The 15516-nt window shown below is 64.1% G+C and carries 18 protein-coding genes; 7 read left to right on the top strand and 11 right to left on the bottom strand.

Annotated elements, in window-relative coordinates:
* The first annotated feature begins 154 nt into the window (after window positions 1-154).
* From AC1RM6_RS29825 to AC1RM6_RS29855, 7 genes are all read left to right on the top strand, one after another.
* Window positions 155-712: an acyl-CoA dehydrogenase family protein gene (locus AC1RM6_RS29825; RefSeq protein ID WP_493108213.1), complete on the top strand. Its 558-nt coding sequence runs from the start codon at window positions 155-157 to the stop codon at window positions 710-712.
* A 137-nt stretch (window positions 713-849) separates the two neighbouring features.
* Window positions 850-1341 (top strand): acyl-CoA dehydrogenase family protein, encoded by a 492-nt coding sequence (locus AC1RM6_RS29830; protein ID WP_493108215.1) that lies wholly within the window; start codon window positions 850-852, stop codon window positions 1339-1341.
* A complete protein-coding gene (locus AC1RM6_RS29835; protein ID WP_493108217.1) occupies window positions 1338-2120 on the top strand; it encodes an SDR family oxidoreductase in 783 nt (260 codons plus the stop codon). Before AC1RM6_RS29830 ends, AC1RM6_RS29835 begins: the two co-directional genes overlap by 4 nt.
* The gene (locus tag AC1RM6_RS29840; RefSeq protein WP_493108219.1) at window positions 2117-2584 is read left to right on the top strand and encodes a MaoC family dehydratase; all 468 of its coding nucleotides are present in this window, start codon (window positions 2117-2119) and stop codon (window positions 2582-2584) included. The genes AC1RM6_RS29835 and AC1RM6_RS29840 overlap by 4 nt, the downstream gene beginning before the upstream one ends.
* 2 nt (window positions 2585-2586) lie before the next feature.
* Window positions 2587-2991: a nuclear transport factor 2 family protein gene (locus AC1RM6_RS29845; protein WP_493108221.1), complete on the top strand. Its 405-nt coding sequence runs from the start codon at window positions 2587-2589 to the stop codon at window positions 2989-2991.
* Complete coding sequence (locus AC1RM6_RS29850) at window positions 2984-4186, top strand: thiolase family protein (protein ID WP_493108223.1); 1203 nt, start codon at window positions 2984-2986, stop codon at window positions 4184-4186. Before AC1RM6_RS29845 ends, AC1RM6_RS29850 begins: the two co-directional genes overlap by 8 nt.
* A gap of 31 nt (window positions 4187-4217) precedes the next feature.
* Window positions 4218-4967 (top strand): SDR family oxidoreductase, encoded by a 750-nt coding sequence (locus tag AC1RM6_RS29855; RefSeq protein WP_493108225.1) that lies wholly within the window; start codon window positions 4218-4220, stop codon window positions 4965-4967.
* 324 nt (window positions 4968-5291) lie between these two features.
* Here AC1RM6_RS29855 and AC1RM6_RS29860 read toward each other — a convergent pair whose 3' ends face one another.
* The 11 genes from AC1RM6_RS29860 to AC1RM6_RS29910 all read right to left on the bottom strand — a co-directional run bounded on the left by AC1RM6_RS29860 (window position 5292) and on the right by AC1RM6_RS29910 (window position 15361).
* Window positions 5292-6173 carry a hypothetical protein gene (locus tag AC1RM6_RS29860; protein ID WP_493108227.1) on the bottom strand — a complete coding sequence of 294 codons (882 nt, stop codon included), beginning with the start codon at window positions 6171-6173 and terminating at the stop codon, window positions 5292-5294.
* Window positions 6173-7303 (bottom strand): hypothetical protein, encoded by a 1131-nt coding sequence (locus AC1RM6_RS29865; RefSeq protein ID WP_493108229.1) that lies wholly within the window; start codon window positions 7301-7303, stop codon window positions 6173-6175. The genes AC1RM6_RS29860 and AC1RM6_RS29865 overlap by 1 nt, the downstream gene beginning before the upstream one ends.
* A gap of 423 nt (window positions 7304-7726) precedes the next feature.
* A complete protein-coding gene (locus AC1RM6_RS29870; RefSeq protein ID WP_493108231.1) occupies window positions 7727-8170 on the bottom strand; it encodes a hypothetical protein in 444 nt (147 codons plus the stop codon).
* Entirely contained in the window at window positions 8157-8846 is a 690-nt protein-coding gene (locus tag AC1RM6_RS29875) for a hypothetical protein (RefSeq protein ID WP_493108233.1), read from the bottom strand. The genes AC1RM6_RS29870 and AC1RM6_RS29875 overlap by 14 nt, the downstream gene beginning before the upstream one ends.
* A 150-nt stretch (window positions 8847-8996) precedes the next feature.
* On the bottom strand, window positions 8997-10151 hold the full coding sequence (locus AC1RM6_RS29880; RefSeq protein ID WP_493108235.1) for an acyl-CoA dehydrogenase family protein: 1155 nt from the start codon (window positions 10149-10151) through the stop codon (window positions 8997-8999).
* Window positions 10148-10651 (bottom strand): nuclear transport factor 2 family protein, encoded by a 504-nt coding sequence (locus tag AC1RM6_RS29885; RefSeq protein WP_493108237.1) that lies wholly within the window; start codon window positions 10649-10651, stop codon window positions 10148-10150. The genes AC1RM6_RS29880 and AC1RM6_RS29885 overlap by 4 nt, the downstream gene beginning before the upstream one ends.
* Window positions 10644-11750, bottom strand: coding sequence for a DUF1214 domain-containing protein (locus AC1RM6_RS29890; RefSeq protein WP_493108239.1), 1107 nt, complete (start codon window positions 11748-11750; stop codon window positions 10644-10646). The genes AC1RM6_RS29885 and AC1RM6_RS29890 overlap by 8 nt, the downstream gene beginning before the upstream one ends.
* Before the next feature lie 17 nt (window positions 11751-11767).
* Window positions 11768-12547 carry an SDR family oxidoreductase gene (locus AC1RM6_RS29895; protein WP_493108241.1) on the bottom strand — a complete coding sequence of 260 codons (780 nt, stop codon included), beginning with the start codon at window positions 12545-12547 and terminating at the stop codon, window positions 11768-11770.
* Window positions 12537-13778 carry an NADH:flavin oxidoreductase gene (locus AC1RM6_RS29900; protein WP_493108243.1) on the bottom strand — a complete coding sequence of 414 codons (1242 nt, stop codon included), beginning with the start codon at window positions 13776-13778 and terminating at the stop codon, window positions 12537-12539. The genes AC1RM6_RS29895 and AC1RM6_RS29900 overlap by 11 nt, the downstream gene beginning before the upstream one ends.
* A gap of 10 nt (window positions 13779-13788) precedes the next feature.
* Window positions 13789-14565, bottom strand: a complete 777-nt coding sequence (locus tag AC1RM6_RS29905) for an SDR family NAD(P)-dependent oxidoreductase (RefSeq protein ID WP_493108245.1) — start codon at window positions 14563-14565, stop codon at window positions 13789-13791.
* Window positions 14566-14569: 4 nt separating this feature from the next.
* Window positions 14570-15361, bottom strand: a complete 792-nt coding sequence (locus tag AC1RM6_RS29910; RefSeq protein WP_493108248.1) for an SDR family NAD(P)-dependent oxidoreductase — start codon at window positions 15359-15361, stop codon at window positions 14570-14572.
* Between the last annotated feature and the right edge of the window lie 155 nt (window positions 15362-15516).

Here is a 15516-nt window from a genome sequence, read left to right on the forward strand (position 1 = left end):
GTAGTCGAGACACGCTGCGGTGGTGGAGCGTGTCTCGACTACGCTCGACACGAACGGAGAGACAAAAAAAGCAGAAGAAGACCCTCACCCAGCCTCTCCCGCGAAGAGCGGGAGAGGGGCAAGAAGAAGCGCGCTCGTGGTTGAGCCAGCGCCTATGAAGTCCCTCGCCCTCACCGACGAGCAGATCGCGATCCGCGACGCCGCGCGCGATTATCTGCGCGAGCATGCGGGGCTCGAGCGGTTGCGCGCGACGATCGATAGTGGCGCGGGCTGGGACGCGGCGCTGTGGCGCGGGTTCGCGGGCGAGCTGGGTTTTGCGGGCGCGGGGATCGCCGAGGCGGATGGCGGGATCGGGCTCGGGCCGGCCGAGCAGGCGCTGATCCTCGAGGAGCTCGGCAGCACGCTCGCGCCGATCCCGTGGTTCGAAAGCGTGGTGCTGGCGGGACGCGCGATCGCGGCGGTCGCGTCGGCCGAACAGCGCGGGCGATTGCTCGGGGCTATCGCGAGCGGGGAGACGATCGCGACGCTGGCGCTGCGGGCGGCGGCGGGCGGGGAATTGTTCGAGGATGTCGGGCCGCGGATTGTGCGCGCGGGTGGCGGCTGGGTGCTACGCGGGGAAGCGCATTATGTGCCGTTCGGGCATGTCGCGTCGCTGGTTTTGGTCGTGGCGCGAGAGAGTGAGATTAGCGACGCGGCTGCCCCCCTCCCCTGAAGGGGAGGGGCTTAGATGTTACGCTGATCGCTCTGCCTGCTGACACTCCGGGACTGGCGATAAACCGTGTTGCCAGCCTCGATCTGACACGGCCTTATTCAACGCTTCGCTTCGACGGGGTCTCCGTCGAGGAGCACATGATCCTCGGCACCCCAGGCCAAGCCGGCCCCGCCCTCCAGCGCGCGCTCCTCGCCGCCGCCGGCCTGCTCGCCTCCGAACAGCTCGGCGGCGCCGCGCGGTCGCTCGACGAGACCGTGGCTTATGCCAAGGAGCGGGTGCAGTTCGGGCGGACGATCGGGTCGTTCCAGGCGGTCAAGCATAGGCTCGCCGACATGAAGCTGCTGGTCGACTATGCGCGCACCGCCGCCGACTGGGCGGCGCGGGCGATCGCGGCGGATGGCGATTTCGAAGCCGCGGCGGCGGCGGCGCGCAGCTATTGCAGCGAGGCCTATCTCGCCTGTGCGGCCGACGCGATCCAGCTGCATGGCGGGATCGGCTTCACCTGGGAGCATCACGCCCATCTGTTCTTCAAGCGCGCCCGCGCGTCGTCGACCCTGCTCGACCCGCCGGCCGCGCACCGCGAGGCGATCGCCCGCATCATCATCGATCAACCGGAGGCCATGATATGAGCCGCGTCGTTCCCCCCTACCCCAGCGGCCGCAACCTGCTGACCGGCAAGACCGTGGTCGTCACCGCGGCGGCCGGCACCGGCATCGGCTTTTCGGCCGCCAAGCGCTGCGCCGAGGAAGGGGCGACCGTTCTCATCAGCGATTTCCACGAGCGCCGGCTCGGCGAGGCCGCCGACCGGATCGCCGAGGCGACCGGCACCCGCCCCGCGACCGTCGTCTGCGACGTCACCGACGAGGCCGCGGTCCAGGCGCTGCGCGCGGCGGCGAACCGCGAGCTGGGCGCGGTCGATGTGCTGATCAACAATGCCGGCCTCGGCGGCACCGCCAGCGTCGTCGACATGACCGATGCCGAATGGTCGCGGGTGATCGACGTCACCCTGACGTCGGTGATGCGGATGAGCCGCGCCTTCCTGCCCGACATGTATGCGCGCGGCAGCGGCGCGGTGGTCAACAATGCGTCGGTGCTCGGCTGGCGCGCGCAGGAGGGGCAGGCGCATTATGCCGCAGCCAAGGCCGGGGTGATGGCGTTCACCCGCTGTTCGGCGATCGAGGCGGCGGCGCATGGCGTGCGGATCAACGCGGTGGCGCCGTCGATCGCGATGCACGCCTTCCTGGCCAAGGTGACCAGCGACGAGCTGCTCGCCGAGCTGTCGGCGCGTGAGGCGTTCGGCCGGCCGGCCGAGGTGTGGGAGATCGCCAATGTGATGGTCTTCCTCGCCAGCGACCTCGCCAGCTACATGACCGGCGAGGTGCTGTCGGTGTCGAGCCAGCGCGCATGAACGAGCCGCGGATCTTCGCGAGCCCACGCGACCTGATCGGCCAGGAGGGGCTGGCGCTCGTCCCGACCGACTGGCTGACGATCGACCAGGCGCGGATCGACCGGTTTGCGGACGCGACCGGCGACCATCAATGGATCCATGTCGACCCCGAACGCGCCGCCGCCGGCCCGTTCGGGACGACGATCGCCCATGGCTATCTGACGCTGAGCCTCGCCGCGATGTTCCTGCCGCAGCTGATCGACGTGCGCGGTTTCAGCCATGGCGTGAATGTCGGCACCGACCGCACCCGCTTCCTGAGCCCCGTCCCGGTCGGATCGCGGATCCGCGGGCGGGGCGAGATCGTCGCGGTCGAAGAGATCAAGGGGGCGATCCAGTCGATCGTCCGCATCACCATCGACATCGACGGCGCCGACAAGCCCGCCTGCGTCGTCGACACCATCAGCCGTTATTATCCGGAGGACTGACCATGCCGACTCCCCCAGCCCTGTCTCCTGAACAGATGACCGCCGCCGTCCACGCCTATGTCGCGGCGTTCGAGCAAGGCGACCCTGCCGCCGCGCGCGACCTGTTCGCGGCCGACGGCACCGTCGAGGATCCGGTCGGATCGCCGCCGCACCGCGGCCATGACGCGATCCTCGCCTTCTATGCGCAGACGATGCAGACCGGCGCGAAGCTCCACCTCGACGGGCCGATCCGGGTCGCCGGCAACGCCGCGGCGTTCGCCTTCTCGGCGCGGCTGACGATCGACGGCGCGCCGCACCGGATCGACGTGATCGACGTGTTCGAGTTTAACGAGGCCGGCAAGGTCGCCAGCATGCGCGCCTATTTCGGCCCGGCGAACTTCAGTGCGGGGGCGCCCCCCCATGCGTGAGGCGGTGATCGTATCGACCGCGCGCACCGGCATCGGCCGCGCCTATAAGGGCGCGTTCAACGACACCGAGGCACCGGTGCTTTCGGGCCATGTCGTGCGCGCGGCGGTGGCGCGGGCGGGGATCGATCCGGCGCGGGTCGACGATATCTTCCTGGGGGTCGGCACCCAATCGGGGACGCAAAGCTATAATCTCGGCCGGCTGACCGCGGCGACCGCCGGGCTCGGCCAGGGGGTGCCGGGCTTCGCGCTCGACCGCAAATGCGGATCGGGGTTGACCGCGGTCGCGCTGGCCGCGCGATCGATCATCGCCGACGATATCGATATCGCGGTGGCGGGCGGGGTCGAATCGATCTCGCTGACGCTCAACAAGCATATGCCGGCCTATCGCAACCGCAGCGAAGCGGTGATCGCCGCCGAGCCGCACGCCTATATCCCGATGATCGAGACCGCCGAGATCGTCGCCGAGAAATATGGCATCGCCCGCGCCGACGAGGACGCCTTCTCGGCGCTCAGCCACCAGCGCGCCGCGCGCGCCCAGGCCGAGGGCCGCTTCGCCGACGAGATCGTGCCGATCAGCGTCGACAAGGCGTTGTTCGAAAAGGACGGCACCGCCGCCGGGCATGAGCGCGTCACGCTCGACCGCGACGAGGGGGTGCGCGCCGACACCACCGCCGAGGGGCTCGCCGCGCTCAAACCGGTCTACAAGGACGGCGCGATCGTCAAGGAGGGCCGGCATGTCACCGCCGGCAATGCCAGCCAGTTGTCGGACGGCGCATCGGCACAGGTGCTGGTCGCCCGCGACATCGCCGAGGCCGAGCGGCTGCCGATCCTCGGCGTCTATCGCGGCATGCAGGTCGCCGGCTGCGCCCCCGAGGAGATGGGGATCGGCCCGGTGTTCGCGGTGCCGAAGCTGCTGGCGCGCGCCGGCCTGTCGGTCGGCGATATCGGCCTGTGGGAGATCAACGAGGCCTTTGCCAGCCAGCTTCTCTATTGCCGCGACACGCTCAGGATCGACGATGCGAAGCTCAACGTCGACGGCGGCGGCATCGCGCTGGGCCATCCGTTCGGGATGACCGGCAGCCGGCTGGTCGGCCATGCCCTGATCGAGGGCCGCCGCCGCGGGGTGCAGTGGGTGGTCGTCTCGATGTGCATCGCCGGCGGCATGGGCGCGGCCGGCCTGTTCGAAATCGTCTGAAACATCACAATCACAAAATGAGGAGCGGGGCATGAACAAGCTTTTGGACGGCAGGATCGCTTTCGTGACCGGCGGCGCCGGCGGCATCGGTGCGGCGACCGCGATCGCCTTTGCCGAGGAAGGCGCGAAGGTGGCGGTGGCCGATCTGCAAAATCCCGAGGACACCGTCGCGAAGATCGTCGCCATGGGCGGCGAGGCCTATGCGATCGCGCTCGACGTCACCGACCAGGCGGCGGTGACCGCCGCGGTCGACGGGGTGGTCGCGCGCTGGGGCCGGCTCGACATCGCCTTCAACAATGCCGGGGTGTCGCTCGAGGACATGACGACGCCGTGGGAGTCGGTCGACATCTACGAGAAGGTGGTGGCGGTGAACCAGCGCGGGGTGATGCTGTGCATGGCCGCCGAACTCAAGCATATGGCCGCGCAGCAATCGGGCGCGATCGTCAACACCGCCTCGGTCGCCGGCCTGACCGGCCTGGCGGGCGCGGGCTATTGCAGCAGCAAGCATGCGGTGGTCGGCCTCACCCGATCGGCGGCGATGCGCTATGCCGCCGAGGGCATCCGGGTGAACTGCGTCTGCCCCGGCGCGATCTCGACCCCGATGACCGAATCCACCTCGCTCGACCCGCAGTCGAAGGCGTTCATGGCGCAGATGCACCCGATGAACCGCATGGGCGAAGCCCGCGAGATCGCCGACGGGGTGGTGTTCCTGGTGTCGGACCGGGCGAGCTTCATCACCGGGCATCCGCTGGCGATCGATGGGGGGTATGTGGCGCGGTAGGGGGAAGCGGGGGCGGTCGTGGCTGGCCGGGTGGGGACAAAGTCGTCGCACGCACGCGATAGGCCAAACAGGGGCTTTTGTTAGAAGCGGACCTTCAGCGTCCACCTGACCGCGTCGCAGATCGGCGGAGCTGGCCGCCTGCGGACAGGCGGCCATTAGCCTCACGGACGCCGAGCCGGACGATAAAAAGCTGACGCGCAATCGTCGCTATCGCAAAAGAGTCGCTTAGCACGTGTCGGAAGCGATCGTTTGCGCCGAACCCACGGTGCGAAAATGGCGGCACGAAATTGAGTATGTGGCTAACCCGTTTGCCTGGAAAAAGCGCTACCTCGTCAAGGCCCGGACAAGCTCGCTATAGGTCAGAGCAAACCAATAGAGCATTTCATTTACGCACATCTCACAAATGCGCTCAGACCCTCCCAAGCGCCCCAACAAAAGGTTCTTTTCAGCGATTTTCATATGAAACATGCGGTTCCTAACGGTGACCATTAGCGAAGGCGCAGAATCAAACGGCACACGGAAAAGTATCTCTCCTTGATCCTCGAATTCGAAGCCCTGGACATGCGGTTTGACCACTGCATTTAGCTGGCCCTTGAGCGCCGAAACGTAGTCCAAATCATATCCAGCTACCGAAAACTCCATTGAGAGCGCATCAAGACCGCCGTCTTTCGAAATATGAGGAATGGTCTTCTGCAATATCCTAAGGTCTCCATCCTTATCTGCACTCAATAGAGACTTTAGAAAATCGTGAACATTGTAGAAGTCCCTATGCGTCATGGCATACAACATAGGAAATGCTACCGATACTAGTTCAAGAACTCTATACAAATAAAGGAAACTCTCAGTAAATCTTCTTTTTCGCTTTGCCAAAAGTGATAACAGAACTTCATCTCTAAGTTTCACGAAAAAATTTGTGTTCCGTATTCCAACATTTTGGAGAAAATTGGTATACTCTTGCAAGTTAAATGCGTTGTCGAACACAGTCGTCAAAATGCGATTCGGATTAGCGGACCTACTGCTGCCGACCCTCAGCTCATTATTGGTAAGTGGAAAGACTTGATCGTTCGATCGATCCCTCACATTCGCACTGCCGGTTATGAGGCGGAGCGTCTCGTGAAGCGCAATACCTTCGTCACCAAACCCAAATGGCGCGACTGGAACGTGGCCGCCGACGCCCGGCTCAATCAGTTGAAAGCCGGTGGGCATCAGTCGACCAGCGTTTCTTCCATGAACGCCTCTAGCAAGGCCTCCGAATCAGCTTCCGCATACTTCTCAATCTTTTCTACAAATAGCCTGGACAGATTACGTCGAAATTTTCCTACGTTAATCTTAGACACATTGAGGCCAGAAAAAGCCGTCTCAAATGTATCCGTCGCCGCTGCAAACTTATCCGGTGTCATTAATGCGAGCACCGAAAGACTCTTTCTCGCTCCTACCGTAAACCCAATCAAATTATTCCCAAGACGAAGCCAATCTCTCGCAGAAATGTTAGCGGATTTCCGCTCCACTTCTTTCAATACGTCATGAAAACTCACGTAAGATTCAATCAAATTCGAATCCATTACTTTACCAACCAAAATCTCATCGAGCTTTGATTCAATTATCCTAGAATTTTCATTATTAACACTATTCGTCAAAAATGCGGTATAAGCAGCAGCTATATCAGCCCTTTTGAAGGCTCCTTGCGGCTTTACCTTTTCGGTGTCTTTTTCGGACACGATGGGGATATTGAATGTTTCTGTATCGAGCATTCCTTTAGTTAGCATTTCGATTTGATGACGAGCCGTCATAGGCTTTTGGCCATTGTTAAGTGTGACCATCCGATAAAGTAAGAAATCGTAACGCTCGGCAATAATAATATTTAAAAATAATGGCCTTCTTCGATCAAATTTAGCGTCTTTGGATGCCTCCACTAATGTATTGAGACGCTGCATTCCGTCGAGGATGTATCCTTCTTTAACGTTATCAGTAATAAAGGTCTGTATGAGACCGGAAGAACCCTCCGAGGAGAATTGATCGCTCGTAAAAGCAAGCGTGATAGGCGGCATAATGCAGCCGCGAATTATATCGGCCTTTAGACGTTCGTAAAATTTTCGCCCCTGGATTTTTCGCTGCTCCTGAAATTTATCGATCAGCGGGACGAGGTTATCGAGCGCAAAGCCGTACGTGGTCTTTCCAGATGAGACCGCGCTTTTGATTACCTCGTCCCGGCTGACGTTAAAAATCTCGATCATACAACCTCTCGCGGTCTCAAAACCATGCGGAGCAGTGGAGCCAATTTGTGGGATGATGCAAGAGCTTTCGGTCGCCGCTCCTATGAGCGGCAGCAAACCCATGCCGATGCTGAGTTGATTTTCATTCGGCGTATAGATTTAACTCGATGCTGAATTGTCTTGAGGATACGGGAGCGTTAAAACTCGATGACAGCCTGCGACCCCCTTGATCTGGCACTTATAGGCCAGTTGCGTGGCACATTTTTGACCATTCAATTCGAACTGACTTATCGACATCCTCAATCAATACTGTACGTTTATTTGAAATAATGTGAACGACCGGCTTTGATCTAGATCTTCTCGCGGTCAATATGTATTATTGGACATTTAAATTACGGTGTCAGTTTACTAATTTCCCAATCTGATAGCTAACAAGCAATACATACGCCCTCGGCATAGGCAGCACTGCCGGTTAGTAAATTTGCGCTGCATCCGACAGGAAAGCTCCGCCAAGCGGAAATTCCTGCCGGATGACTAAATCCTAACTTACAGGATATGGCGCGGACGATAGATTCCTACGACCTTTCCGAGCAGCTTTTCAGCCAACGCCAAATCATTTCGGTAGGGGCCGTCTGAGCACATGAAAACGCCGTTCCGCCGACCATAAGGATGCGCAAACCAAGCTCCTTCGATGTGAGAACAACGACAGGTCTGAACGATGTCGCGCGAACGTCGCTCGCGGCTATATGCACCTGTTGGCGGCGAGACATACTCGATCAGATATAACCCCCCGTCTTCGGGAATGTACCCAGTCTGCCCATCGCTCTCCACCACGACGACCTCTCCCGCCCGGATGAGTGGAGCAGATCGATTGTCGCGAGCAGCATGCGCAATCGCCCACGCTGGGACTGCCTCAAAAATCTCCAATTCGATTGGCGGGATATCTGCATCAGCATTCTGAGAGCCGGAAAAGGGTTTAACGGAGTTCATCGCCCGCCTCCTCCATTTGGGCCGTCAACAGGATAGAGCCATTGCGCTCAAAACCGTGTTGCCGAACATAGCCAGCCAGCGCCGCGCGCCCCCCATGGACCCGGAGAGACGCGTCATATCGCTGGAGCAACCGGCGGATTGGAAAACCATTCCAGCTATCCTCTAGCGAGGTCTTGGTTATGGGAATGGTCTCCTCGCATTGACCATTGGGCAAGATGTAAATGCGCCCACCTGCCGAGAGATATTCGCTTGCGGCTTCGGCTATCGAGGCAAATGGTCGATTGTCACAGAACCACCCGACAAAATTTACAAAATCGACCACGCTCTCTCGGCGTCCGGCCTTGGCATGAAGATGATCCACCAGCGCATCGTAGCGAGCCTGCCGCAGTTCCTCCTGATTGTCGCACGGCAGCCACATCATCAGATTCTCTGTGCCGTCGCGCTCGACAACTACCGAAAGGGAGATGCCGCTCCGCCGCGCTGCTGAATAGAAACTGTAGGCGTAACCCCCGCTGGGCCCCATTCGCCGATAACGCAGTGATCGAATCATTTCATCGACCGACTCCGCCTTGGTCAGATCGGGACCGTGCCGATTGGACGGGTCACCGTTCTCGTCTCGAAAGGAAAAGCAACAGGTTGCAGGAGTCGTGGTCTGGACTTTGGTATGCGTATTCATCGGAATCTCCACCTTCGTGGTTCGCGGTGATATTGCCGCGATCCTCAAAATTCGTCGGTGGAGCAGTCGATCCTTGGTCGGCCCTCGCTGGCTTCCATTGACTGCTGAGTATGCGATTTAGCATTCAGCCGATTGAGTTCTTAACCGCCGTCACCCCGCCCCTCTTGGCTCCCTCGGCAACCCCAGCCCCCGCTCGGCGATCAAATTCCGCTGGATCTGGCTCGACCCCGCGTAGATCGTGTCGGCGCGCGAGGCCAAATGCATCTGGGTGAGCGCGCCGAAATGATAGTCGGCGCCCGCGCCGACCTCGCCCGCCAGCCCCTGTACGTCCATCGCGAGGTCGCCGAGCGCGCGGTGCCAGCGGGACCAGTAGAGTTTGGAGGTCAGCGCCTCGTCGCCGAGCGCCTCGGTGGCCTCGTCGGACAAGGTGCGGACCAGGCCGTGGCGCATGATCTCCAGCCCGATCCAGGCGTCGGCGATGCGCTGGCGGATCATCGGGTCGTGCGCCTTGCCGTTGCGCCGCGCGGTGTCGATCAGCGCGGCGAGTTCGTTGCCGAACTGCATCTGCTGGACGACGGTCGAGACGCCGCGTTCGAAGCCGAGGGTCGCCATCGCGATCGTCCAGCCCTGGCCGGCCGCGCCGACGATGTTGTCGGCGTCGGTGACCGCGCCGTCGAAGAACAGCTCGGCGAATTCGGCCTCGCCGGTCATCTGGCGAATCGGGCGGCGGACGATGCCGGGCTGGTCGAGCGGGACCAGCAGATAGGACAGGCCCTTCGGCCCGCGGCTCCCCTCCTCGGTGCGGACGACGACGAACGCCCAGTCGGCGATCATGCCGAGCGAGGTCCAGATCTTCTGCCCCTCGATCACCCAGCGGCCATCCTTCTGCCGGGCGCGGGTGCGGACATTGGCGAGGTCGGATCCGGCATTGGGTTCGGAATAGCCCTGCGCCCAGATGTCGCGGCCCGCGGCGATGCCGGGCAGGAAGCGCGCCTTCTGCGCGTCGGTGCCGAAGGCGATGATCGTCGGCCCGGCGAGTTCGACGCCGATATGGGCGATCCGCGACGGCGCGCGCAGCAGCGCATAGTCCTGCGCGACCGCGACCTGGTCGGCGATCGTCGCGCCGCGGCCGCCATGTTCGACCGGCCAGCCGATCGCCCCGAGCCCGGCCGCACCGAGCGCGCGTTCCCAGGCGCGGCGGCGGTCATAGGCGCTGCTGAGGTCGACGATGCCGCGGACATCGGCGAACGGCCCATCGAGCGCGGCCTGGAGCCAGGCGCGCGCCTCATCGCGCAGGTCGCTCATGATGCGGCCACGGCTCCCGGCACCACGGCCCCGGGGATGACCGACTGCGCGGTCACCCCGCCCTCGCCGAGCGTGCCATCGACGATCGTGCGCGGCTCGTGGCGCGACTTCGCCACCCGCCAGCCATCGGCGGTGCGCAGATATTCGTCATGGTAGAAGCTGCCGATCAGCCGGAAGGCGCCGGTGCGCGGATCATAGGTCGAAAAGCCCAGGCTCCAGCGCGCGACGGCATGGTCGGCGTCGATCACCTCGATCTCGCCATTGTGGATCTGGTGGACATCGACGATCGGGCTGGTCAGCGCGATCGCGGTGAAGGCGGCGATCAGCCCGTCGGGGCCGAACTTGCCGACCGGGGGATAATCGAGTTCGGCATCGTCGGTGAAGCAGCCGCGGATCGCGTCGACATCCTTGGCGTCGCAGGCGTTGAGGTAGCGCGCCTTCAGCCGGCGGATGTCGCTTTCGGCCTCCAGCCGGGCGATCCGGGTTTCGAGATCAGCCATCTATCTTCACCACTTTCGTTGCGGGCACCGGATGCTCGGTGGCGCCGGTCCAGCGCAGCAGCATCGTGCCATGGTCATGGCCGGCGGTGTCGATCCAGTTGCCATAGCCGGGATCGCGCGCGGCGACGACGATCGTCACCGATCCGTCGGGGTTCAGCGTCGCGCTATGCTTGTTCACATGGATCTTGTGGTGGCGATAATCGAGCGATTCGAACCAGATATTATCGCACTGGAAATTCCAGAAGCTACATTCGGGGATCGGCGTGTCGATCACCAGCGCCTCGTCGGCCCCGAGCTTCCAATAGCCATGGAGGTAGAAGATCGTCGGATCGCCGCCCGATTTGTAGAACAGGGTCTGGTCGGTGGTGGCGAGCTGGTTGAGCTGTTCGCCCTGGAGCATCTCGGTCCAGCGCAGGAAGGTCTTCGCGGTGCCCTCGACGAAGGCGGCGGCGCCCTGCAGCCCCTTTTCCAGCTTGGCCGCGGTCAGCGGCTCGGGGGTGGCGCGCGGCGGGTCGATCGCCTCGACCGATATCGTCGCCGGGGCCTCATGGTCGCGGTCGAGGAAGGTCTGGCGGACCAGCAGCATCGACGAATCGTCGGCGAGCGGCAGCCAGTTGCCGTTGGCGCGCTCCTTGCTGACGATGATCTCGAACGCCCCATCGTCGGCGAACACCATGTCGGCGGCGTCGAGCTCGCCGGTCGATGCCATGGTGCCGTCGATCGCATAGCGATTGGCCTTGGTGCCGAAGCTGAGGATCGGCACCCCGCCGCGCCGGCCGCTGATGCGATAGCGGCGGGCGCCGCTGATCGAGGCGTTCATGTAGATATTGTCGGGATTGTCGGCGCCGATCTTCGCGGTCGCGTGCGACGCCGCGTAGAAGCCCGGAAAATCGGTGTCGCCATTTTCCAGGCACATGTCGAGCGCGATCCGGGTCAGCCGGCTGAGATAGCGATAGCCCTCGGCGCGGTCGATCGGGGTGCCGGCGAGTTCGGTGCCGAGCACCGTCTCGCCGATCGCCTCGAGCCGGCGGCAGAAGTCGCGCCAGGCCTCGCCCGACGCGACCCGCGCTTCGGCGGCATGCTCCACGATATCACCCATGCCCATCTCCCGTGCGCTCATGGCGCCATATATTGCCCGCCATTGACGTCGAGCGACGCCCCGGCGACCACCTTCGAATAATCCGACACCATGAACAGCACCGCCTTGGCGCAATCCTCCTCGGGCGGGATGATGCCGATCGGAATGCGATCGGTGATCTCGGCGATCACCTCGTCGCGGTTCCGGCCGCCGGCGACCTCGCGGTCGATATGGCCCCAGACCGGCGCGCCGCCGATCCAGCCCATCCGCGTCACGTTGACGCGGATGCCGTGCTTGCCGAAATCCTTGGCCATGTGGCGGGTCAGCGCGTTCATCCCGCCCTTGCCCGCCGAATAGGCGCCCTCGCCCGGGAAGGGATTGACGGTCGACATCGTCGAGACGTTGACGATCGCGCCACCGCCGGCCGTCTGCAGCCCGGGCAGGCAGGCCTGGGCCATGCGCAGCGCGCCGGCGCAGTTGACGTCGAACACCGCCGAGAATTCGTCGGGGTTGGCAAGGTCGGTCGGCAGCCATTCGCCATGGGCATAGGCCGAATTGACGAGGCCATCGATGCGGCCGAACGCGTCGACGGTCGCCTGGGCGAGCGCGCGGCACTGGTCGGTGTTGGTGACGTCGGTCGCCAGCGCGATCGCCTTGCCGCCCTTGGCGGTGATCTCGGCGACGACCTCGTCGAGAAAGGCCTTGTTGCGCGCGCCCAGGCCGACGCTGGCGCCTTCGGCGGCGGCGATCTTGGCGAGCGACTGGCCCATGCCGGGGCCGACCCCGCTGATGACGATCACCTTGTCCTTAAGCAGCATGACTGAGTTCCTCTCCGGCGGATATCTTGTTGAGACTGGGATCGATGCGGTTGTCGGTCAGCGCGCAATAGGTGCCGGCTGGGCCGTACATCGCCGCGACGCAGCGGTTGCAGGCGTTGCAGCCCGAACGGTGCGCGGCATCGGCGTGGAAATGGTTGACCAGCGCCGGATCGTGGACCAGCGCGCGCGCCATGACGATCGCCTCGAACCCCTCGTCGAGGGTGCGTTCGGCGGCGTCGAGCGACAGCACCCCGCCGAGATAGCCGAGCTTGCAGCGGACCGCGGCGCGGACCCGGCGCGCGGCGTCGAGGAAATAGAGTTCGGAGAAGCGGACCGTCTTCGGGGTCGCCATCTTGAGCAGCTTGAACTGGAGCTTGGCGAGCAGCCCGGGCTGCATCTTGGCGAGATCGTCATAGGGCAGCGGGCTGGAGAACATCACATAGGAGGATTCGATGTTGCGTCCGCCCGACAGCACCAGCATGTCGGCGCCCGCCGCCTCGAGCGCGCAGGCGGTGACGATGCCGTCCTCGACGGTGGCGCCGCCTTTGGCGCCGTCGAACAGGTTCATCTTGGCGAGGATCGCGACCCTGTCGCCGACCGCGGCCTTGACCGCGGCGAGCACCTCGGCCGGGAAGCGCACCCGCTTGAGCGCGCTGCCGCCATAGGCGTCGCGGCGCTTGTTCGACAGCGGCGAGATAAACTGGTTGAGCAGATAGCCATGGCCCATATGGAGTTCGACCGCGTCGAAGCCGGCGGCGACGGCATGGCGCGCGGCGGCGACGAACTCGTCGCGAACCCGGTCCATGTCGCTGCGGGTCATTTCATGCTGGAACCAGCGGCCCATCAGCACGCCCATCTTGTCGATGCCGCCGCTCGACGACATCGCCCTTTTGGTCGACAATTCCTTGTGCTGGACGAAGCTGCCGCCATGGGTGATCTGCGCCGAGGCGAGCGCGCCGGCGGCGTGGACCGCGTCGGTGACCGCGCGATAATGCGGCACCGCGCGTTCGTTCAGCACCCCCTGGCTGGCGAAGGTGCGGCCGTCGGGCGACACCGCGATATAGGCGAGCGTGGTCATGCCGACCCCGCCCGCGGCAAGCCGGCGGTGGAATTCGACCAGCGCGCGGGTCGGCAGCGACTTGCGCGCCATCATCTCGTTGGCGCCCGACCGGATGAACCGGTTGCGCAGGGTGACCGGGCCGATCGTCACGGGGCTGAAAGCGCTCGTCATGCCGCGATCCTCAATCGAAATTGGCCTGGCCGCCGTCGAGCGGGACGGTGGCGCCGGTGAAATAGGAGAAGGCCGGGCCGCACAAAGCCGCGACCGCCGCGCCGATATCCTCCTCGCAGCGGCCGATCCGGCGCAGCGGGATCGTCCTGAAGAAGGCCTCGGCCTCGTCGGGTCGGCTTTCGATCCAGCCCTTGAGCCCGGGCGAATCGGCGTGCGGCGCAACCGTCAGCACCCGGATGCCGTCGACGCCCCATTCGGCGGCGGCGGCGCGGGTGAGGATGCGGGTCGCCTCCTTGACCGCGCCATAGGCGCCGTAACCGCTCATGTCCCAGCGCACCGCCGCCGAGCTGGCGAGGTTGATCACCACCCCGGCGCCGCTGCGCCGGAGGAAGGGATGGCAGGCCTTCATCAGCCGCAGGGTCGCGAGCGGGCCCGAGGCGAAGCCGGCCTCGAACGCGGCATCGTCGATCGCCAGCAGCGGCCCGAGCGGCACCTCCTGGGCATTGTTGACGAGGATATCGACCCCGCCGAGCCGGGCGCCGACATCGGCGACCAGCGCCGCGATCGATCCCGCATCCTTGACGTCGCACAGAAACGCCTCGGCGCGCACGCCGAGCGCCGCGATCTCGCCGGCGACCCTGGCGATATTCTCCATGCGCCGGCCGACCACCGCGACCGAGGCGCCGGCGCAGGCGAGCGCGAGCGCGATGCCGCGGCCGACCCCCTGCCCGGCCCCGGTGACCAGCGCCACCTTGCCCGAAAGCTCGCCCCCCGAAATCTCCCCCATGACCTCAGCCCAGCAGATGCGCGGGGGCGCCGGGCAGCGCGGGTTCGTAATGGCCCGCGGTCCAGCCGCCATCGACCGCGATCTCGGCGCCGGTGATGTAGCTCGCCTCGTCGCTGCACACGAACAAGGTGGTCCGGGCGATCTCCTCGGGCTCGCCGATCCGCTGCAGCGGGACGCGGCGGAAATGGCGGCTGTTGACCTGCTCGGCGGTCTCGCCGGCGGGATTGCCCATCTGGGTGTTGACCCCGCCGGGGTGAACCGAGACGACGCGGATTCCGAACGGGCCATATTCGAACGCATAGGATTTGGTCATGCCGCGCACCGCCCATTTGCTGGCGGTATAGGCGACGAGGCCGTTGCAGCCGCGCAGCCCGTCGACCGACGAGATGTTGACGATGACGCCGCGGCCATTCGCCTTGAGCGCGGGGACCGCATGCTTGACCCCCATCATCGTGCCGATGACGTTGATGCCGAGCACGCGTTCGGCGTCTTCCTTGCGCAGATCCTCGGCGGCGCCGAAATGGGTGATCGCGGCATTGTTGACGAGGATGTCGAGCTTGCCGAAGCGCCGGGTCGCCTCGGCGACGATGTTCGCCCAGTCGCCCTCGTCGCGGACGTCGAGCTTCACGAACGCCGCGTCGGCGCCGATTTCGGCGGCGACCGCCTCGCCCTTGTCGACCAGGACGTCGCCGAGCACGACCTTCGCCCCCTCGGCGGCGAACAGCCGCGCGGTGGCGGCGCCCATGCCCTGTGCCGCGCCGCTGATGATCGCTACCTTGCCCGCCAGTCGTGCCATCCCGCCCTCTCCATGATAGGCCGGCTATCACCGGCTCTGTTACGCAATCTTCGAGACGGATCGACCCCGTGTCAAGTTATGCGTGTTGATTTCCGCATTTGAGTCTGCAATTCATCATGCAAACGCCGGGATGACCGCATATCGCGCATCGCGGA

The organism is Rhizorhabdus sp. GW822-FHT03C02 (assembly GCF_058801765.1).